The 20,806-nt window shown below is 34.9% G+C and carries 27 protein-coding genes; 6 read left to right on the forward strand and 21 right to left on the reverse strand.

Annotated elements, in window-relative coordinates; all coding sequences use genetic code 11:
* Window positions 1–64: 64 nt before the first annotated feature.
* The 4 genes from AB5706_RS04000 to AB5706_RS04015 form a co-directional block, all read right to left on the reverse strand.
* A complete protein-coding gene (locus AB5706_RS04000; protein ID WP_173736147.1) occupies window positions 65–241 on the reverse strand; it encodes a hypothetical protein in 177 nt (58 codons plus the stop codon).
* Between the two features lie 114 nt (window positions 242–355).
* Complete coding sequence (locus AB5706_RS04005; protein WP_117854347.1) at window positions 356–919, reverse strand: hypothetical protein; 564 nt, start codon at window positions 917–919, stop codon at window positions 356–358.
* A complete protein-coding gene (locus AB5706_RS04010; protein WP_173736148.1) occupies window positions 895–1,068 on the reverse strand; it encodes a hypothetical protein in 174 nt (57 codons plus the stop codon). Before AB5706_RS04010 ends, AB5706_RS04005 begins: the two co-directional genes overlap by 25 nt.
* A 439-nt stretch (window positions 1,069–1,507) precedes the next feature.
* Complete coding sequence (locus AB5706_RS04015) at window positions 1,508–2,200, reverse strand: hypothetical protein (protein WP_117854346.1); 693 nt, start codon at window positions 2,198–2,200, stop codon at window positions 1,508–1,510.
* A gap of 276 nt (window positions 2,201–2,476) precedes the next feature.
* On the opposite strand from AB5706_RS04015, the gene AB5706_RS04020 reads away from it, so the two are divergent.
* From AB5706_RS04020 to AB5706_RS04040, 5 genes are all read left to right on the forward strand, one after another.
* Window positions 2,477–3,139 carry a hypothetical protein gene (locus tag AB5706_RS04020; protein ID WP_148462083.1) on the forward strand — a complete coding sequence of 221 codons (663 nt, stop codon included), beginning with the start codon at window positions 2,477–2,479 and terminating at the stop codon, window positions 3,137–3,139.
* Window positions 3,126–3,491: a helix-turn-helix domain-containing protein gene (locus tag AB5706_RS04025; protein ID WP_117854344.1), complete on the forward strand. Its 366-nt coding sequence runs from the start codon at window positions 3,126–3,128 to the stop codon at window positions 3,489–3,491. The genes AB5706_RS04020 and AB5706_RS04025 overlap by 14 nt, the downstream gene beginning before the upstream one ends.
* Window positions 3,492–4,169: 678 nt before the next feature.
* Entirely contained in the window at window positions 4,170–4,766 is a 597-nt protein-coding gene (locus tag AB5706_RS04030) for a TIR domain-containing protein (RefSeq protein ID WP_226815536.1), read from the forward strand.
* An 85-nt stretch (window positions 4,767–4,851) separates the two neighbouring features.
* Window positions 4,852–5,358 (forward strand): IS66 family transposase, encoded by a 507-nt coding sequence (locus tag AB5706_RS04035; RefSeq protein WP_237963662.1) that lies wholly within the window; start codon window positions 4,852–4,854, stop codon window positions 5,356–5,358.
* A gap of 134 nt (window positions 5,359–5,492) precedes the next feature.
* On the forward strand, window positions 5,493–6,419 hold the full coding sequence (locus tag AB5706_RS04040; RefSeq protein ID WP_117854342.1) for a hypothetical protein: 927 nt from the start codon (window positions 5,493–5,495) through the stop codon (window positions 6,417–6,419).
* A gap of 142 nt (window positions 6,420–6,561) precedes the next feature.
* Here AB5706_RS04040 and AB5706_RS04045 read toward each other — a convergent pair whose 3' ends face one another.
* From AB5706_RS04045 to AB5706_RS04115, 15 genes are all read right to left on the reverse strand, one after another.
* Complete coding sequence (locus AB5706_RS04045; protein ID WP_173717314.1) at window positions 6,562–7,932, reverse strand: KAP family P-loop NTPase fold protein; 1,371 nt, start codon at window positions 7,930–7,932, stop codon at window positions 6,562–6,564.
* A gap of 50 nt (window positions 7,933–7,982) precedes the next feature.
* A complete protein-coding gene (locus AB5706_RS04050) occupies window positions 7,983–8,846 on the reverse strand; it encodes an HNH endonuclease (protein ID WP_117854339.1) in 864 nt (287 codons plus the stop codon).
* The gene (locus AB5706_RS04055) at window positions 8,846–10,363 is read right to left on the reverse strand and encodes an AAA family ATPase (RefSeq protein ID WP_368365908.1); all 1,518 of its coding nucleotides are present in this window, start codon (window positions 10,361–10,363) and stop codon (window positions 8,846–8,848) included. Before AB5706_RS04055 ends, AB5706_RS04050 begins: the two co-directional genes overlap by 1 nt.
* A 204-nt stretch (window positions 10,364–10,567) precedes the next feature.
* Entirely contained in the window at window positions 10,568–10,750 is a 183-nt protein-coding gene (locus tag AB5706_RS04060) for a helix-turn-helix domain-containing protein (RefSeq protein WP_226815537.1), read from the reverse strand.
* 906 nt (window positions 10,751–11,656) lie between these two features.
* A complete protein-coding gene (locus AB5706_RS04065; protein WP_148462081.1) occupies window positions 11,657–11,833 on the reverse strand; it encodes a tyrosine-type recombinase/integrase in 177 nt (58 codons plus the stop codon).
* 56 nt (window positions 11,834–11,889) lie between these two features.
* Window positions 11,890–12,087, reverse strand: coding sequence for a helix-turn-helix domain-containing protein (locus AB5706_RS04070; protein ID WP_148462080.1), 198 nt, complete (start codon window positions 12,085–12,087; stop codon window positions 11,890–11,892).
* A gap of 30 nt (window positions 12,088–12,117) precedes the next feature.
* On the reverse strand, window positions 12,118–12,660 hold the full coding sequence (locus tag AB5706_RS04075; RefSeq protein WP_148462079.1) for a hypothetical protein: 543 nt from the start codon (window positions 12,658–12,660) through the stop codon (window positions 12,118–12,120).
* A 197-nt stretch (window positions 12,661–12,857) separates the two neighbouring features.
* Window positions 12,858–13,382, reverse strand: coding sequence for a hypothetical protein (locus tag AB5706_RS04080; RefSeq protein WP_148462078.1), 525 nt, complete (start codon window positions 13,380–13,382; stop codon window positions 12,858–12,860).
* 81 nt (window positions 13,383–13,463) lie between these two features.
* Window positions 13,464–14,525, reverse strand: a complete 1,062-nt coding sequence (locus AB5706_RS04085) for a DUF4179 domain-containing protein (RefSeq protein WP_148462077.1) — start codon at window positions 14,523–14,525, stop codon at window positions 13,464–13,466.
* Entirely contained in the window at window positions 14,515–15,078 is a 564-nt protein-coding gene (locus AB5706_RS04090; protein WP_148462076.1) for an RNA polymerase sigma factor, read from the reverse strand. Before AB5706_RS04090 ends, AB5706_RS04085 begins: the two co-directional genes overlap by 11 nt.
* A 134-nt stretch (window positions 15,079–15,212) precedes the next feature.
* On the reverse strand, window positions 15,213–15,491 hold the full coding sequence (locus AB5706_RS04095; RefSeq protein ID WP_148462075.1) for a hypothetical protein: 279 nt from the start codon (window positions 15,489–15,491) through the stop codon (window positions 15,213–15,215).
* 20 nt (window positions 15,492–15,511) lie between these two features.
* Window positions 15,512–15,976: a hypothetical protein gene (locus AB5706_RS04100; protein WP_148462074.1), complete on the reverse strand. Its 465-nt coding sequence runs from the start codon at window positions 15,974–15,976 to the stop codon at window positions 15,512–15,514.
* A 165-nt stretch (window positions 15,977–16,141) separates the two neighbouring features.
* On the reverse strand, window positions 16,142–16,873 hold the full coding sequence (srtB, locus tag AB5706_RS04105; protein ID WP_148462073.1) for a class B sortase: 732 nt from the start codon (window positions 16,871–16,873) through the stop codon (window positions 16,142–16,144).
* A 68-nt stretch (window positions 16,874–16,941) separates the two neighbouring features.
* Window positions 16,942–18,045: a cysteine peptidase family C39 domain-containing protein gene (locus AB5706_RS04110; RefSeq protein ID WP_226815538.1), complete on the reverse strand. Its 1,104-nt coding sequence runs from the start codon at window positions 18,043–18,045 to the stop codon at window positions 16,942–16,944.
* Window positions 18,046–18,054: 9 nt separating this feature from the next.
* Window positions 18,055–18,564, reverse strand: coding sequence for a hypothetical protein (locus tag AB5706_RS04115; RefSeq protein ID WP_148462072.1), 510 nt, complete (start codon window positions 18,562–18,564; stop codon window positions 18,055–18,057).
* Between the two features lie 210 nt (window positions 18,565–18,774).
* Here AB5706_RS04115 and AB5706_RS04120 point away from each other — a divergent pair, with 210 nt between their 5' ends.
* Complete coding sequence (locus tag AB5706_RS04120; protein ID WP_148462071.1) at window positions 18,775–18,960, forward strand: hypothetical protein; 186 nt, start codon at window positions 18,775–18,777, stop codon at window positions 18,958–18,960.
* A gap of 28 nt (window positions 18,961–18,988) precedes the next feature.
* Here AB5706_RS04120 and AB5706_RS04125 read toward each other — a convergent pair whose 3' ends face one another.
* Together AB5706_RS04125 and AB5706_RS04130 are read right to left on the reverse strand one after the other, a co-directional pair.
* Window positions 18,989–19,978, reverse strand: coding sequence for a phosphatase PAP2 family protein (locus tag AB5706_RS04125; RefSeq protein WP_118330790.1), 990 nt, complete (start codon window positions 19,976–19,978; stop codon window positions 18,989–18,991).
* Entirely contained in the window at window positions 19,968–20,681 is a 714-nt protein-coding gene (locus AB5706_RS04130) for a DUF975 family protein (RefSeq protein WP_117676027.1), read from the reverse strand. Before AB5706_RS04130 ends, AB5706_RS04125 begins: the two co-directional genes overlap by 11 nt.
* Between the last annotated feature and the right edge of the window lie 125 nt (window positions 20,682–20,806).

The following is a 20,806-nucleotide window of genomic DNA, read 5'->3' on the forward strand; positions in this document are numbered from 1 at the left end:
CCTGCCAGTCAGTAGTCTTATTGTACTCTGAGGTATTTTTAATTTTCAACATCCACGTTTTTTATTATACAGGAAGCTCCATATACGAAATTCTTCTATTAGTTGTCCTATAATATTTTCCTTCATACTCAATCACTTCTTCCAATTCCCCTGGCAGTGTATCTAAAATTTCTACTCCAGAATTGAATTCACAGTTTTCTGTTTTCATCTGCTTATTACCGGTATCAACTGAAATAATCATTTGTTTTTTCTCCCTTCAAAACCAAATGTAAAATTACTATACGCCTTGTATGCGTCTCTGCAATTTCACTATAGTGATTTTGGAAAATCTGTGTCAATAGGATTTCTGAAATAGTTATTTTTCTTCATAATCTTTGCATATCAGTTTTAATATGCGCTCGCTTTCCCCTTCATAGCCCCATAATATGCTTCCAACAGCTTCAAAAGCCTGTTCTCTCCAACGGAAGTATGTAGTTCTATGGATTCTGGTATATTGCGGAAAATGAGGCTCCAATTTATCTAATATTTCTTCTACATTTTCCAGTTTTGTTGAGGATAGATAGCTGTAATAGAGCACCCAATAGTATCGCTCGCCTTGCGGATGATACCTTCGCATAAGATCGACTGCTTCATCAATTAAACGTAGATACTGGTTTGATCGGCTGATTGCCTCTACCCGTTCTTTCTCGGATGCTAAATCTCTTTCCACATCCATTCCAGCCTGATAAATGGTGTCTAAGAATTCATCCACATCTGTGCCATACTCCATATGGAATCTTCTTTTTACCTGGCTGATTTTAATTTGCATTTGCCAGTTTACCACCCGGTATATCTTAAATAACTTTATTACATCATGATATGCGGTATTATCTTCCCCCTTATACTCCTTTGAAATTACTCCTGATCTTCCCCTTGCCACAGCTTTGTCTCATCCTTTCTTTTTTCATTTAGTTTTCTAAATGCCTCATCCATCTCATCGTCCATTTTTTCAGCTCTAACAAGGCAGCAATACATTAGTACAATAACCACTGCCAGCAAGGCCAAGAAAAAGAGCCAAAAATGCCACATTTTCGCTTCCTCCGTTTCTGAATTATAGAGTGGTACTATACTCTCCTATTATAAATAATGGAAAAAATTGTCGAAATGTGTAAAAAAATAAAAAAAATTGGGATTTATTTAAGATTTTTTCAATAGAAAAAGAAATTATTATAAGACACTATTGAGATTTCAATTTTATCACAAAAGTTTACTGCGCCATATAAATATAATCACAACAAAGCCAATGCTAAACTTATATCAACATTGCCGAATAGATTTATTTTTCATTTTGCGCAAAAATACGATAAACTATACCATTTACGCAATGCTCATTTTATATATCAGCATAAGATATCCTTGATTTTACTAATATTTCAAGCACTGCAAAGTAAACTTCGGTGAAGTCAGTACATACTCAGTTGCTTTGCAACTTATTTGTGAATAGCCTTTCATGTTCAGAGCAATTCTATCAGACAAAGAAATCCTTCATAAACGCATTCTCTTCACTAAAATTTTGAATCAGCACACTTGACAGATTTTCTAACAAATGCAATGGCTCCTTTTTTTTGTTTAATTCCGGATTTAATCTTTCAATTAAATATGCTTCCATTTCGCTCAAATACCTTTCAGCTCTACTATAAGGCGAAATAAATTCAAGTGGCACATATTCCTTGTCATCACTTAGAAACATAACCGTTCCAAAATATACTCGCTTATTGTAACCATTATAAATGGGATTATGTAATTTTAATGCTGCCAAATGACCATTAGAAAATCGACTTTTTTTAGAATCCGTCTTTCCTATATATACCAGTTTTTCTTCATGTTCATTATAAATAGTAATAAAATAAATATTATAGCAGCCAAATGGAGGTTCACCTATTTCTTGTAACACCCACCACTTTTCTTCCCTATCTAAATCATATCCGTTTTCTTCATCGATACCTGTTAATAAACAGACTTGCTCTATATATTCATGATGTTCATTCCAAGACTTTTTTAAATAACCCGTATCTATAGTATTCGCTTTATACAATTCCACTGCAATATCCAAAGAAATCCAAGCTCCATATTCTAAATTGGGCAATGCATTTGAAAAAAAATTATTTGGTGTTATACTTTCATTTCCTTTTATCCATGGTTTCAGCGGTTGATTTTTCATATTTTCTAATTCCTGTTATCTCACAATTTTTACTCTACTAATATTATATATCTTCCAACTTATTTCAGCAATCCATTTTTAAACCATGGATATATTTCCTAAAATAAAATTGTGTATTCTCTTTCCTCTTTAGTATGCTTAGATTTTCTGTTATAATAAATACACCGAATTATTCCTTCGCATGACCTAATTTTAAAGGCCTTAAATTCAAAAATAGGAGGTGTTTATAAGTAGAGGATAAACGGAATATTCAAAAAAGAGGTGATTATTATTTCAGTGAGTATAAAAAAACCGGATGGCATACAAATAGAATTAGATTCGACCAAGATTGTTGATGCCATCAGCAAATCAATCATTCGTGAAGAAGAAAAGAAGAATGAGAAAAAGTTGCGTAATTTTACAATATTAGCTACTGGAAATGTACGGGCTAGTCGGTATATAAAAGAGCCCAAAATAAACATGTCGAAACTATTCTCTGGTATTTTCACCAGTATATGTTTCTGCAATTTTTTACAAGATTACAATGAGCGCAATATTTCTGTTACCTACATTCCAACGACAGATTACGAAAAAACAATAGTAGTTACGGCAGATTTTGTTGATACTACTATATTCGGTATGCCTGTTACAGTAAAACGTTCAACACAATTTGGTTTATTCTATGATTATTTTCAATATGATTTGAACATAGAGGAACTCTACCACGAATACGAAAGACTACTGCAGCGCAGAAAAGAACTGCGTGAATTAAGAAAATTGAAAATAAAACGTGTCAGTGAGATGATACGAGCTGCATGGTTGAACAGAAATACAAATGTAGGGAGAAGTAATACGGGCAGTGTAACTGATTCGATGCTTCTTTCACTTCCTACTCCTCCGACTTCTACTGCTATTTTTAGCAGTCTGGAGTCCGGGGGTGTTGTGAGTGTTATCGGATGATGAGCTGAAAAGATACCGTGAACTACTTAACGCCCAGAATGATAGTACATATTTCAAAAAAGAAATCGGTGCTAATCTAAAAAATGCGAGGGCTAACACCCCGCTAACCCAAGAAGATGTCGCTGAAATCTTTGACTGCGATCCAAGAAAAATTCGGCGTTATGAAAATGGAGAAGTCATGTGTTCATTAACACAGCTTATTAGCTTCTGTAAGGTTTACAAATGTACGTTGGAAGATTTGATGCCAGCAGAGACTATTTCTTATGTAAGCAGTTTAGCTGGAATGGACACAGAAATGCTGAAATCAATGATGAATGTTTTTAGAAAAACTGTTGGGCTAAAAACTGCGTAAGTAATTACCTATAGTCAGTGGTTGTGCCATTCATGGTATTATCTTCCAAGAGACAAATATTCACTTTCTGTATCCTTACGATATCTTGAGGTACTGTGATTTAAACTGAAAATATATAAGTAACCATACTATGCACAAGCTTAACAAAGAGAAAGAAATCACCCCAAAAGCAAAATCATATTAAGAAAAACTGAAAATATTTTTGAAAAATCGGACATGCCGTGTCCTAGGTAAACAGATAACTACTTCACGGTATGTCTGTTTTTTATTATTTTGGAGCTTGTTAAGCGATGAAATACCCGAAAAAAGCAGGTAAAGAATGAAAATTTAATTACCATGCCATGTCCTGTTAAGGCACATAATTTTGAATTATTATAAGCTTGCCTCAAGGGAACAAAGACATGAGATATCACAATGCCACACACTCTCTAAAAGATGCATTATAACATGCCCTGCCTTGAAGACTAATAATATCTCAAAGTCGGATGCATACGACAGTGGAAGTTTATAACAATTCAGCACTTAGACAGTAAATTACATGATAACAGCAAGTCTGATGAGCGGATTGTGTAGACACCCCTTGTCTGTGTGTTTTTTTCTTATCCAGACTAAAAATCTAAGCCAATGGGTGTCCAATCATAACGACCGCTGTGTATGCGTCCCAGAAAGGACACGAAAATGGATAATAACATAACTATTCAGAACACCATATCAATTGGCATTGAAATCCCCCCTGAAACGTTTATAAATGAAAAAACGATAAACGTTCAAAACTTGATTATTGAATCTAGTAGCACCAATAATGGCACAATTTGTATTCCTGATAATGTTTCTAATAATATTGTTGTTCCAAGTAAAAAGAAAAAAATTTTTATTGTTCATGGGCACGATAATGAAGTAAAGCTTGAAGTTGCCCGCTTCATAGAAAAAATTGGACTTGAGCCTATAATTTTGCACGAACAAGTAAACAGTGGAATGACAGTTATAGAGAAAATTGAAAAATACTCAGATGTAGAATTTGGAATTGTTTTATATACCCCTTGCGACTTGGGATATGTAAAAGGGAAGAAGAAAGAAAAAAAGGCCAGGGCAAGACAAAATGTTGTATTTGAACATGGTTACTTAATTGGTAAATTAGGTAGAAATAATGTGTGTGCATTAGTCAAAGGTGATATTGAATTACCAAATGATATTTCTGGCATTGTTTATATTCAATTAGATAGTAATGGCAGCTGGAAAATTCCTTTAGCAAAAGAACTAAAGCTATGTATTTAAAACCTCTCAAAAGAAGGAATTTGTCCATGGCCATGATATTACCGTTTATAATTATGGAGCGGATCACCAGGAATGTCTTGCCCATGTGCTGCGTTACCTAAAGGACAGTATAGATAATGAGCTTGACCGCACTTGGAACAAAGAGATGCGTTCGCTGTTACAGGATATGATTCATTTCTGCAACGGATGCCAGCCATTTCTGGAACCAGAGCCGGTAAAGATCTCTGAATTAGAAAAAAGGTACCGGGAGGTACTGGAAACAGTCAGAACGGAATATGGAAACGTTCCAGCAAACAAGTATTACAGGGATGGGTATAACTTATTTCTGAGAATGGAGAAATATATGCAGAACAATCTGATGTTCCTGCATGATTCCCGTGTACCTGCCACTAATAATGAAGCCGAAAGGCGTCTAAGAAGCTATAAGCGGAAACAGGCGCAGGCTGTAACATTCAGGAGTTTCGAAAGTATCGATTATCTCTGTCAATGCATGAGCATGTTTGTTTTGATGCGGCTGGAAGAACCAGCGAATAATTGGACAGAGTGTCCGGGATATTCAGATAAGAAAACTGATGGCTTTGACAATTATTAGTCTGCACCTTCGTTTTTCTCAAGTCCAGCTAACTTCTGAGCAGTAACTGACCGATATTTTTTGACATAATTAGAGTTTAAGCTTTATTGTAAATCCGCTTCCATTATGATAATATAATATTAGAAAATATAACTTTGAAAAAGATCCAGTTACTTAACTTGAAAGAAGGTGCCGAAATAAACTTTTCAGCCAATACTCAAAATCATACAAATGAGGAATCTGATCACTATATGAAACAAACTGTAAAAGCCAGTGTTTTTGAAGATTTATTTTCAAATAAGGAATATCTGCTGCAACTTTACCAGGCTTTGCATCCTGAAGATACTACCGTCTTGGAATCAGATCTGGAATATGTCACTCTCCAACAGGTAATGGCCAATAACCCATATAATGATCTTGGATTTAAAGTTGGTTCCCGCTTAATGATTCTCGTAGAAGCACAGTCAACCTGGACAGAAAATATTATTGTCAGATGTATTATGTATCTGGCTCAGACCTGGAAAGATTATTTTATTTCTTCCAAACAAAGCGTTTACGCTTCGACGAAATTGGAATTTCCAGAACCAGAATTATATGTTCTATATACTGGTTCCAAAACAATTAGCAAAACCGAAATTTCTCTTTCTGAAGAATTTTTTGCTGGAAAACCAATTGCAATTGATGCAAAGGTAAAGGTTCTAATAACCGGTAAAAACAACGATATTATTACCCAATACGTTTTATTTACCAAGGTCATTGATGAACAAAGAAACCTGTATAAAAATAATACGCAAACAGCTATTACAGAAACTATTCGTATTTGTAAGGATAAAAATATTTTAAAAGAATATCTTGAAAATCACGAAAAGGAGGTCATTGATATTATGGTAACCTTATATAGTCAGGAAGAAGTTTTACGTGATTATGTTACAAGTGAAAAATTTACCTCAGAGGTAAAAGGCATCGTCGAACTTTCACAGGAACTTGGCCGTTCTTTCGCAGACACAGTTTCCTATGTTGCAAAAAAATGCAACGTTTCCAAAGACATTGCGGAACGGAAAGTGAATTCTTTTTGGAATTGATTGAATGAGTTGAATTCTCCTTGGTCCCTGGAAGCTTATAACCTAGCTGAAAAGTAACCAATAAATCGACACCGAGCAGGAGGCTAATCATTAATTGATTAGCCCCTCTGGTCTACACATAATTTATCTGATACTTATACCTTTATATTTCGTAATTCGCATATTGAGATAACATACTTGCTGCCACCAGAACAAATTTTCTTGAATCAGCATCAAATTCACATTTACCTATTGTTTTTTGGTAATCATTGCCAGAATATTTATTTACAAATATAGCATTATAAATCTCAAGAATTTTTTCTTCAGGTGTAATCAATTTCTTTTTTTCTATTTGAGAAAAAGATTCATCCTCTTTTAAGAAACGACAAAGTAGTCCAGTACTAAATTCTTTAGTGTTTAATATATCAACCATAGGTTTTCCACTTTTTCCAGAAATAAACTGTTCATACATTGATATATCTACCATTTTCAATCCTATAATAATTGGAACTATACAAGATAACATAAATTGTCTAGCTTCTCCATCTGGAAATATACAATTCCATTTTTCATCATCATGTGTAGGAACATAGGCCGCAGTTCGTACCTGCCGATAAAAACGAGTTATTTCTCTTAATTGCATATTATAAACATCAATAATACGTCTAGAAATTATTTCTAAATAGTACCTTCCATTTAACTCTATATTCATGTAAAATTTCTTTTTGTCAACCGGAGGCAAGTTAATTCTTAAATAAAAGAATCGATCTAAATATCTACACGCATCAAATGAATCTCCATAATAATTTTTTATTGTATGCTGCAATTCCTCTGTGTTAATTGATAATACGTATGTAATTCTCTCATCGTGCATGTAATGTTTTATTTGTTCTAATAATCGAACTGTAAAACTGGGTTTACATCTATCCAATTCATCAATAAAAACTACTAATCGATTTCCACGCTCATTCAATGCTTCTGAAAAAAAATCTTTCAATTTTTCTTCTAACGCCTTTTGTTCTTTGAATTTTGAGAGTGGATTATCGCTCTTCAAATTTTCTATAATTCCCTTAAGATTTTTTCCACTAAAAACATCTAAAACTGCACCGCCCAATTTAAAAAAATCTGTATCAGGATCAAATGTATAGGTCATCCCCAACTGCTTCGCGATTTCATATACAAGTGACACAATAGGATCTGTATCATTATCATTTTCCCATGCATCATAATATATAGCAAGATTACAATCATCATAATTATCACTTTCAGTCAAGAATAATTTTGATAGTATCTTCTCTCTTTTTTCTTTTTCAATTATACTTACAGGGTTTTTTGCATTAATCACCATCGTAGATTGTTTTATAAAAAATGTTTTTCCGCTTCCCCATTTTCCATCTACCGCAATAGTACTTGCTCCCTTCTGCGCAAGCAACAGATTATAAAAATATGATAATTGCTGATTTCGCCCCAGCAGATCCGCTTCCAATGTTTTTATTAAATTTTCCTCTGTTGGCAGTATCTCAAAATTTTCCATTTTATCTTTCCTCATCTGAATTTTATTTCTTCCCTTACAAATAGCTGAAATTAGTCCTTTCCTTTACATATTTCTGGCAAATATTCATTCCAGTACCACTCACTATCAATAATTGATTGATATAACGCAGTTTTCCATGAATTAAGTGAAATGGATTTTTCATCTTTAATCAAATCTTGTAAAACTTCAACAGCTAGTTCCTTTTTTCCTTTTTGAAAACATTCTTTTAATCTTGTTTCCCGACTGCAATACTCTTCTGCTGCATGCAATTTATATATATTATTCAAGCAAAATCCTTGTTCAGAAAACGAATGACTTATTCGCTGTCTTTTCTCTTCAGATATATCAATTGGTGGATCTGCATAAAATTGAAATGAAACCGGTTCCATTTCTATAAGTTTTGCCTTCAGCCACACACAGTCATCAAAATTATCATAATATGGATGAAATGGCTCTTCTACACGATTATGAAATGTTGAATCTAACTTTCCAGTATTACAATCTGAACAAGCTGGAATAAGATTATAAGGTGTAACAGTGTAAGCAACATACTTTGATTTTGGCAAAAAATGATCCACTGTTTTTACTAAATTTTGTTGACAATAAGGACATTTTCCATAGGGTGCCAAAGCTAAGATTTTATCATAAAATGCTCTATTCGGTTGATTTTTCGGAACAAATCTTTGCGTATATAGAGCTTCCATATCTTCTTTAGTTGCAATATTGTCAATTGTGTCATGCTCAGGTATTATATGCAATTGTCCATGCTGAGCTAATTCATCATATTCTTCTGTTTTTTTCTTTATTTTTTCCTTAACTAATGTGATTCTCTTTTTTCGAGGATTTTGCATATGAACCAAACAATTATCTATAATCGTTTCCATATCAAACTGTGGCTTTTCTAACTTTTTCATTAAGTGTTTTCCTTATCATACATATACGCTCGAAGTATTGATTTGGCTTCTTTTCCAAGTTCTCCTTGAAACTCGTTGAGAGCTTTTTCATATGAGTTTTTCCTATCAGCAACATTCTTTAGAATTGTATGAAATCCAGTGCTTCCAACATCATAGCCAAAAATCTCTGTAGTTATTTCCCCCAGATTTTCTCCAAAAGTTTCAATTTCTGGATGTTCAAATTTTCGATACTTCCCATGTCCCCTAATTTTCCATACGCATCTTCTAGGCACTTCCTGCACAATAACAGGAGAATGGGTTGCAATAATAGCAACTCCATTTCTGTAACTCATTAACTCTGATAATGCCCGAATAAAAGCTGATACAAGCGGTGGATGTAAATGCTCTTCTGGTTCATCCATGATTACAAGTGTTTTTTCTTCTACAAAATTAACCAAATTTACAACCGTTAACAAAATAATTTTATGTCCTGAACTCAACTTTGAAAACTGATTATTAATAATTTCGCGAAAGAAATTCTTTTCAATATTATTTTTTTCTTCTATTGACTTTTCTGTTGCAAGTATCATTTTCTCTAACTTACTTTTTTCTTGAGATATCCAAGATCCTATATCTAATTCTTTAAACGTCGAATCTGTTTCTAGGATTTTAACAGAGCGTTTCCATAATTCATTTTTGGTAATGCTTTTAATCACATTCCAGTAGCTTTCAAAAAACATATCTGGCAATTGATCATATTTTACATTTCGCTTCCGAATATCATTTTCATAACGTACATCTATCAATCCAATATACTTATAAAATATCATTTTGTCAAAGACATCAACTTCAGTAATGGGATCATCAAACATACTAAAAGAAATATTAACAATATTTGAAAAGTTTCCTCCCCAGCCAGTAATGAATTCTCCATATGTATGCAAATCATTATTACATAATAAAGTTTTAAGCATTTTTTTTATAATTGTAGTTTTCCCTATTCCATTTTTTCCTATAAGGACATAAATATTACTTGGTGGGGTATTATTCTCTCCCTCCACATAAAAATCTAGCTCTAAATTTTCGCCAGTAGTAATGTCTTTATCAGGCAAAATGTATTTAAAATCATAATCTGTCAGGACAGCGCCACCATCCGCAATTCTATGAAACTGTTCTTTGACTGCATAATATGAAAAGTCTCTCATAAGAGAACGCTGAGTAACGCGTTCCTCGCGAACAGTCTCCAATAACTTCAAATCATACGCTATATCATGCAATGCTATTAGAATTTCTACACGTGGAATTCCTTCTCTTTTAAGATTTTTATAATATTCCAAACTTACACCAAGTGAAAAATAATCTGTAGGTAATGTTTCAAATTCGTCTGGAATATCTGGGCGATCTTCTGTTTGTCCAACTCTACCAATTCGTACTCCACCAATATGTTGATTTTTATAATACATTTGGTACATAGTTCGATATTCAAAATAATCATTCCAATTATCATTTGTCAAATAAACGATTTCTGAATTGGTCATCACACAATTTCTACTTACAATGTTAAACTTCATATGTGTTCTTTATTCACTCCCCACTATTATTTTGTAATAAATTCTAACTAATTTTCTTCTACTCGCAGAATTTTCTGATATTTCGCCAAACCATGTCAAATAAATAAAGTGGCGAGATGCTCACTGTAACATCCCGCCAGGCTCCTACTCTGTAAAATATAATTTGTTTGCTTAGATCATGTTTAATCTTTTATACTGATAGCAATTCAGCATTTTTATAGTATCTTCAATCTGTTTTTCATCCATTCCTGCAACATCAGCAATCTGAGCGATTGTATAGCCTTTATCGCACATTTTCATAATCATTTCTCGTTTACCAATTTCAATTCCAGCTTCTTTAATTTTCTGACTCAAATTACATATGGCACTCACATCCTCTCTGAAATCTTTTTCAATCGGAATCTTATATTCATTTTCTATAATATCCAGTTTTTCATCTACAGATAGATCTGAGACAACAGAGCTCCCAGTAATTTATGTAACTCATATTTTTCTTCATGAATAGGAATATCTTCCGATAGACCAATCATTACAATATTGATCAAATCAAGTTTTCCCTTCCAGGCATGTAAATTCACAATGCTTTCTTTTACTAGATGAATATGTTTCAGACTATTTTCAGTCATATTCATACAAACCCAAATAGAATAAACGCATTTAATATCGTTATAGCTTGTCCAGGATGCTTTTCTGACCAAGTAACCTTTTCGCACTTTCATCATATTGTGCGTCTTTATCTGTCGTAAGAATTGAATTTTTAATCTCTGTGTTCAACGGTATTCTCCCTTTCTACAGTATATCAAATCTGTTCTTCGACTATATTGTTATTATACTCTAAAGTTGCAACTGTAACAATAATATTTTTCTATTTTAGCGTCCAAAAAGGACCGAACTTTACATAAATAAATGTAAAATCCGGCCCACTTCTCATGTTCTTATAACCAAACTGTACTCAAGATCTGGTGTTAAAAAATTTTTTCTAGGTTGTTTTACTGCACTGAACACTACACTGTTTTTGAGAATAAACCATGCTATTTACTACTATTTTGTGCCACTCTTAAAAGTCTCCGAGTAATCAAAAAATACCGCAAAATCAAGTGTTTTTAATCTTTTCCATCAATTATACAAAACACCGGTCAAGTATGGGCGACATGTTCATTCTTTTGCCAGAACCCCTTGATTTATCTACATTTGCGCCGCTTTTGGAAGTGTTACTGCACGGTTTCTGCACGGTATTTTCATTTTTTGTTTCATTTGTATTCATCTTATTCTTCTCTTACTATCATCATAAAATATCGTAGTTTTATTAAGTGTTTTGTAAATGCGGATTCGGTGTGCATGAAAATCAATGTCTTCCCACATAAGAGCTGCCAGTTCTCCAATACGCATCCCAGTGTTTAAAATAATATAAAACACCTCATAATATCTGGTTTTCATCCTTTCCCGACCAGATCACAAGTACATCAGAATATTAACACGTTCCAGAAAAATATTCAAGTCTCCTGTTTTTCCAACCATTTCTCAAATTTTTTCTTATGAACAAGGGTTCTTCGCCCAATCCGAACGGTAAAATCATTTTCTGCCATTAAAGTTCGCACTATCCTTTCAGACAATCCGGTAAGTCCGCAAGTTTCTTTTACTGAAAGAAGAAGTTTCTCATTTTCTTCTCGTCCGCCTCTACTTTTCAACATAACTGTTCTCCTTTCGAAATTGTGTTCTGTTTATATGGTTTTTTCAGACTCTCGTTGTGCTAATAGTTTTTCCATAGCTTCCTGTCTTGTGATTTTTTCCCGCTTTGCTTTTATCGCAACATATTCCTGTGCAAGATTATACGCAGTGCAGCAGGCATTGTAGCTTTTATAGATTTCTCTGCGAAATTCAAATTGTTTTTCCAGCTTTTTCTCATAGCAATATACGACAGCTTCTTCAAACATACAGGATGTTTTCTTCATATGATTTTGAACCGACTTTTTGGTTATTCCCAAACCTTTATAACAGCGTTCTTTTGATTCATATTTCTTTCCCAGAACATTAACAGGCTGTGGTTCAAGCATTTTGCCTTTGACAGGAACTTGCTTTTGAGCCTTTTGCAGCTTCTTTTCTTGTTTTCTTTTATAATATCTGACAGCGTCTTGGACAGAAACGCCTTCCTGCAGCATCTTATTGCATACCCAGCGATATGAAACTTTCTGGTCCTCGCAGCACTCACGGAAATCTGTATAGATTCGATCTCCTATTTGAGGAACTTCTTTTACAGACACCACTTGTCTGTCTGCGTAGTAGGTTGCCGCTTCCGTTGTTTCTCTCTCAGTTCACAATATACCGAAAGCTATGATTTTCCATATATCTGTAGATATTATTTATTGAAAAATGCCGTAATTCTGCAACAGCGCAATAATAGAAAAAAACTCCACTCGGTATATGAGTAGAGCTTTTTTATATATTCATTCATACTTAAAAGTCAGTTAATTGTTAATGTTCCATTAGCGGCACATTTTATTGAAAAAGTGCCACCCATTCCTTTTCCTGTTTTCACATGCGTACAATAAAAATATCCCAGTACAGTATTACCTGCTTTTTCAGCTCTATTTGTAATTACATTGTATACATTTGGAACAAATACTTTGCATTCGGTAGTTGCATCTGTGCACTGTGCACTTTTTCCATTGTATTTAAACGTACCCTTTAAAATATAACGTACAAATACAGTATTAGATTTTTTATTTATAATTCTATATGTTCTTGTTCCAGTTTTAGTTTTCCATGAAGATCTTGCAAATGAAGGAATACTTTTTTCATAAGTTGTAATTTCAATCATTGTGTCTTCATCCAGATCATAACATTCTTTTTGAAGCAATGTTGCATTTTCCATATCCTCATATGGAGCAACTTCTCCATCTGCTTTAACAGTTGTCATACTAACCAAAGATATAATTGTTGCAAGCAATACACACAATACATTCTTAATTCTTTTTACTTTTCTCATCGTAAATATCTCCTTTTCTTTTTTTATGTAAATTAGGTAATTACTTATTTCCTCCCTTCTTGTTGCTCTCATTTTTCTAATTCAATTTTGTAAATCTACTGTAAATTCATTTCCTACAGGAACAGCTAATTCTTCTGGTGACTGATTTTCATTGTATTCTTTTCCTATTTCCTCTGCATAAAAATCGCCATAATCTTCTTTTTTATATAAAATATTACTTTCTTCATTCTCTGTGTACTGATATAACTGTAGTGTCAATTTTTTTGCATTCCTCGCACTTCCAGGCTCTGCTAATTCAAATATCAGTTCTGGATTTCGGTAAGAAATGAGATTAAATGAAATTTCATTTCCCACATCATCTTTTCCACGAATCCATAGTTCAGTATTTTCATTCATATCTGGAAGTGTTCCATAAAGAGTACAGCTGAAGAGATTGTATTTTGCTTTTGAAATAGTTACAGTTTGCTTTTCGTCCAATTGTATAAATTGGTCAATGAATACTTCTTTTGTATCTCTTTCAAGTATTTTTGGATCAGCAGTAAAAGAAAAATTATATTTATCTTTTATGTAAAGCTGGTCCCCTTTTGTATTAAAATTACCGATTGTAATTTCAAAATTTTGTTTAGCTGAAGATGCCTTTAGAGAAAATCTTGCTACATAATCTTTTGATTTGGAGTCGGTATTATTATAATTAGAATATTGTCTTTCCAATTCTAATTTGACTCCATCAACACTGGCTTCAATGCTGCTCATAGATACGTCATTATTTCCATTTTCATCTGTCATGGAATATGCTATCCATAAATTCTCATCATCCACTGCTACTTCTTCTAAAGAAACCTTAACTCCATTCTTTGTGATTTTATTTTGAATCTGTTTTATATATTCTCCAGTATCTTCAGAGATTCCCAGAATCTGTCCAATTAGAGAAGTCATTTTCTCCCAGGCTGCTTTTACTTCATTCTGATGTGTCAGTCCCAATCCGACAATCATTACGATTACTGCACATGCAATTACTTTTTTTAATGGCATCTTAAATGTTTTTATTTTATTTTCTTTCCATGGTTTTGAAGCCTGGTATATATAATTATCATTAATGTCTGCAAATGTTGTTAAAAAATCCCAGCCTTTATTATTCTGCATACCCAGCCTCCGTCAATAAATAATAAAGTTTCTTTCTACTACGGGCTAAAATTGACTTAATCCTGCTTTCCCCACAGTTGTGTCTATCCGCTATCCTTTTGATAGAATCCATGTACCAGTATCGCCTTACAAAAATATCCCGGTCACGTTCTGAAAGTGTACCTAAAAAAGCATCAAAAATATCTATGATTTCTTTTTTTCTTAAATACGTTTCAATATCCGAGGCAATTATGTTCCCTATTTTTTCAACTTCACCAGCTATGTCCTCCATATGAGAATCCGTCCGCTTCTGCGCATTCTTCTTACGGTATCGATCAATTGCGGTATTCCTTGTTATTTTAGATACAAAAGAAGCTAAAATGGATGGTCTTTTGGGTGGGATGCTGTTCCAAGTAAAAAACCAGGTATCATTTACGCATTCTTCAGAATCTTCCCGGTTATATAAAATATTATGGGCAACGGAATAACACATGTTTTCATACTTATTTTTTGTTTCAGCAATGGCATTTTCATCTCTTGCAAAATATAAATTTATGATCTGTACATCATCCATTTTTTTAATTTTCTCCTTCTACTTTATATGACGTATTTTATTATAATTGGTCGCATAAAAAATAGAAATAATTTATTATTTTTTTGTCAGCAGAAAAAGAAAACATATCATGCTTTCTTTTCCTGCCCGTTTTTTTATTGCTCCAGTACTTCTGTTACATAACTTCCCTGTTCATCAACAGCAATTACTTTTTCCGGTCCATCTTCCGTCTGAATAATCTGTCCAACATACACTTGATCCTGAGGACCGTCATAATTCAGATCTGGATTTTCTATTGATTCCCATGGATAAATTACTTTTTCACCTTTTTCATTGAAAAATTCATGTAACTCAATACCAGAACTGGCAGCTACGGAAACAGTTCCAATCAGCATACTGGCAATTACACTTATCCATATTTTTTTTCGTTTCATTTTGATATTCCCCCAAATTACTATTTTTTCGTGTATCCACATATTTTACAGGTCTTTTTTAATGCAGGATAAGAATGCTTGCTACAATAAGACCATGGGCTGTACGTTTTTATTCCTATACGATTACATTTTTTACATTTGTTTGATATGATCAATCGTTCTTTATAACATATTCCCGCTGTTCCCACAGTCTGAAAATCTGTTTTTTTACCGCGTGCTTCCAAATATCTCGCTGGATGTTCACAAGGAGTATTCGTTGCGTACGTTCTGATATCATTAATTGGCTCTGTTACAAAAGAACCATCTTCATAAACTCTAATTACTCTTTCCAAAGAACCATTTTCTGGCATATAAACATCCACACCGGATAAAGATTCCTGCGTTTCATTTTTAGAAGCTATAACTGTCGTACCCATTCCAATTACATTTCCCATAAGTGTAACACCTGTCATTAATACTACCATCCATTTTTTTAATCCATTCATAACCTTCCAACTCCTTTTCTTTTTGGCATTTTAAATACTCAGTGTTGCTATCCCCCTTCCTGCATTATTTCATTTTTGTTTCTTACTATATATCACGCAAAAATTTGTTTTCCGTCGCATAAAGGAATTAATATTATTCATCTATTACATCTGATTCATTTCGCACTAATCAAAATCCAATATTTCAATATCTTTTATGTTTTCTTCCGTCATTTCTTCTTCCTCCTGCGGCAGTTCACACCATACCACCAGCCTTTTGGACGAATCAGCACCACAGGTAGACAATAGAAGCTGTGACGTTTCCACTGGCTCTCCCAGCCAGAAAGTATCACTATCCGCTTTTACATATCCACATTTCGTTACCGTATATACCAGTTCTCTATTATCTGGAAGATATAAATATACCTGATTATGTTCTTTTAAATATGATTCCTCTTGAAAGCGGTGCAGTCCTTGGAACATACTGCCATCTTTCATATTGTGTCCGTACAGGATGCTCTTCCGGTTGGAAAAATCAGCTTCATTATCCATATCCAGAAAAATGCTTCCTGCTGCATGCTCCGTCTTTTGAAACGTGTGCTTTAAATAGTAGGCATTGTCTTTTCCTTGTACCACCGGATAATCGATTTTTGTATCCGGAATCCGAATCCAGGCAATGATGTCCGAATTAATTTTCTTTAAGGCTTGAAAATCAACGGTCGTCTTATTTGCCGGTGTCGGAGCTTGCACCTCACTTTCATTCTCTTTTCTTTCTTCCTCTTTTACATATTCCCGTAGGGTCTCGTATTCTTGTTCGCCCTCCCGGTACATAAAAAAGGTACTGACTGCCATGCAGATTCCAAATCCTAACAAAAAAAGACTGACCGATGCAATCAGAATCTCTTTAATCTGCTTCATAACATCCTCCGTTTCTTATTTTTCTGCAAGAAAAAAGGACCGCCACCGAAGTGACAGCCCAGTTTTTCTCAATCGTGATTTTTCCGTTTGGTATACCAGATGATTCCAGCAATTCCTCCTACTGACAGGAGCAGTAAGAAGAACGGCAGCCAGATATTGGTATCATCCTCAGTCTTTGGACTGTTGGAATAGCCGCCTGTTGGAATCCGTTCATTGGTAAGCTCTTTGGTAATCTCAATCTCCTTGGTGTTTCCATCCTCATACGCAAAGATTACGGATTCCTCTTTTTCGCTTCTTACATAGCCTTCCGGTGCCTTGGTCTCTACCAAAACATACTTTGCGATCAAAGTCTCTGCAATCTGATCATTCAGTTTTTGTCTGCCAGCAAGGTCTCCCACCATTCGTTGTGCATAAAAATCCATGGGCAGATGAAGCATATGCCACATAAATGAGGCATTTGATACAATAGCAAGCTTTCCTTTAATTCTGTAAAGATATATCTCATTAAGAAAACCAACAATCATTCGGAATATAGCAGTGAAAAGCATTGCCACCAGAAGCATTTCAAGCCAATGCATATTATGTCCGGGCAAAATCTGATCCGTAAATATTCTGGCAAACACGGGAGTAACCAAGCCTACAAAAGCAACAAGGGCTGCCGTAATCATTACAAAAATCACAGAAGCCGTTGTATTGGCCAGTCTATCCTTCAAAAACTTAAATACACTTTCCGGCTTTCCACCCTTCTCAAAGTTTTCTCCTGGTGTGAACTCAATACATACTCCTGTAAAAGAATGATCAAATTCTTCCATTGTTACCTTGATTGTTCCACGTGCAGGATCATTAATTACAGCTGCATTTTTGGTAAAACCGCATAACACAACAAAATGATTAAAGTTCCAATGAATAATTGCAGGATAAGTAACATTCTCTTTTACTTCGTCTACCCCATATCGATGCGCTTTTACCTCCAGCCCATAACTTCTTCCAGCTTTTGCAATACTGGAAGCTTTGCTTCCATCTCTTGATACTCCACAATCACTACGAACTTGTTCAAGCGGTAACCACTTGCCATGATACGCAAGAATCATAGCAAGACTTGCTGCACCACATTCCAGGGCTTCCATCTGCATAATAACCGGAACTGTAATTCTTTTTTTTCTCTTTTTCATAGCACGCTCCTAATCCAAAATAAATTGAATTGGTTTCATTTCGGCTGTTGTAATGATAACTGTTGCCAGCATATTTGGGGTAATGTCTTCTTCAGCTATAACCCGAACTTCATAAGAATAGTTTCCATCAAGCACATTATCCGCAAACCAGTCTTCTGATATTTCAGCACGAATTTCTTCCTGTGAATAAGGATTCTGACTCACTGCTTCCACTTTGCCACTGATGTTTCTTCCATCAGGCAGTGTAATATTTGCCTTACATCCTATCAGGTTTGTGTTGGCATTTTCTACACATTCATAGCAGTTAATCACATTACCTCCAACAGTAACTCCTTTCACTGTCATCGTCTGTGGAAGACTTCCTACAACGCTCCATACAATCACAGATATTACTGCCACCAGAAGTGCCGCCATAATTAACCAAACCTTCGGATGAGACACCTTAATATATGCATCTAATTGTTCCGGAGATTCAACACGATCAAGACTTTCCCTTCTAAATATATTCTGTTTATCCACTTTTCCATCCTCCAGTATGCAATTTGTTTATCATATCATCTGACTGATGCTGTATTTTTATCATTTGTTTATTGTATCTGGTCTCTGACGCTTTGCATCAAAGATCTCTAGATAAAAATAATTTTTTCTTCATATAATGTGACAAATTCTCTTCTGATGTTTATAAACAGATAGGAAGCATTCGAATTCTTACAGGAAAGGAGAACTATTATGAGCGAAATCAAACAGAACATTACAAACGAATTATCTGAAGAAGAATTAGAAAATGTTGCCGGTGGTTTTGGCCGTCCTACTATGGATGATCCCAGATATAGGGAGCAGATGAGGATAAACAATATGTTAAAACGAGGCATGAATATGGAGGAAATTCAAAAAGCGTTGAAGTCCTATTCGTAAATAACTATATCAATCCTTCCGGGCAGCCTTAGGGCTGCCCCTGTTTTTCTCTGGTCACCTTATCACTTCCACGATTAGTCAGAGTTCCTGCCAGTACCACCGTTCCTGGCACCAGCACCATGATATATATGATTCCAAGCCCAAATCTGAGGAACTTGCCAAGGCTTCGGCTTATTTCTTCTATTATATATGGGCACCCTGTATTTATCCACCAGTACAAAGGAATTAATGCAAAAATACTGATAAACAACCTTAGCTTTTGCGAAATTCTGTCAAAATCTAATTGTCTTTTTTCCAGTATCCTGCAGATGACAAAGGATGCAATAAATCCGACTCCTTCATATGCATCTCCCCGCATTTTAGCAGGATCAACCAGAAGTGATCCATCCGGCAGATAATCAAGTGGATATGGTTTGTATTCATAGTACAGCACAGCAGCAATACAGATCAAAAGCCCTGCCACAAGAATCATGAGGTCTCTTTTTTTTTCTTTTTCACTCCACAATTCCAACCACCCGGTCAGATACATCATAACTGCTGTTGATATAAATCCCACCAGAACATCCTGCGGAGTATGTACTCCCAGATAATTTCGTGAAAACATAGTCAGGAATACCAGCACAAACAACAGACCTGCAACGACACTGTGCTTTTTTTCCATGAACCAAAGTCCACTTCCACCGAACATAGCCGTTGCCCGCGTTGTATGCCCACTTGGAAATGAATATCCGGTAGCTGCTGTTTTAGAATCACCATAGGGTAAAATCCGTGTATCCCGTATCCATGGGCGATAGACACAGAAAGTAAGCTTTAAAAATCCGTTGATAAACAGACCGCCCCCAAGTCCTGCCAGGATTTTTCGTCCCGCCTTCCGGTCAAATGCCCAGTAAATCATACACATCATTGCAATAGGTAAAAATCCTGCGGACAGCTTTGTTACTGCATTCATAAGCGGTGTCAGAATACTGCCAACCGTTTCGCGAAATTGTTGCAGGTACAATAAATACTCAATATCCATAGCTTTCCTCTTTCTGCTGTTCTTTCAGGCGAAAATAAAGCTGTGACTGTGTTAAATACTGATATGGTCCGGCAAAGAATATATTAACCAACCCGAATGTTATAATCCCCAGAAGGCTCCATCCTATAAAAGACAGATCTAATACAAATGCAGCCCACTTATTTCCCTTCATCATCTGACGGCTCTTTTCAAAAGCTTCTTTTCGATTCATCTGTGGATTCTCTGCCAACAAAAACGGAATCATCATATACTCATACTGTTTTATAATTCCCGGAATTATAAACAAAAGACTCCATAAGCTTACAAACAATGTCCGCAAAAACATAATCCAGCCAACATTCTTTCCATCTCTCCTGTTGATCACCGACCAGATACATCTCGTCTCCGCTGTTCCGTATTCACATTGAATAAACAGCTTTTTACATCCCACCTCCAGAGGATTCCAAATCAAAATCGTCATAATAAAGTTAACAAGCAACGCAACTGCCACAATTCCAAGTGCAATTCCTAAAACAAGGCCAAAATCATCAGTTTCTACTGCGCCTATCACTTCATCAAAACTTCCGGAAGAAGACCTTTCTACTACCGAGACCACTCCTGAACCTCCAATCAGGGATAATATAACTCCTGCCAGAACTGCTTTCCAATAATTTATCTTTAAAAGCTGTTTGGCACACTCTTTCAATTCTCTCCTTGTCCACATATACAATTCCCTCCTCTTCAAACTACCCATATGCAAATATCTCATATCTGAAATATGTCATCCGGCTTTCATAATCTATTACAATGCATTATCCCCAGTCAGTTCAGGCAGAGTCTCTGTAGCCT

Source organism: Ruminococcus sp. RTP21484sp1_RTP21277st1_D2_RTP21277_210401, from assembly GCF_040924225.1.
GTDB classification, from domain to species: Bacteria; Bacillota; Clostridia; order Lachnospirales; family Lachnospiraceae; genus Blautia_A; species Blautia_A faecis.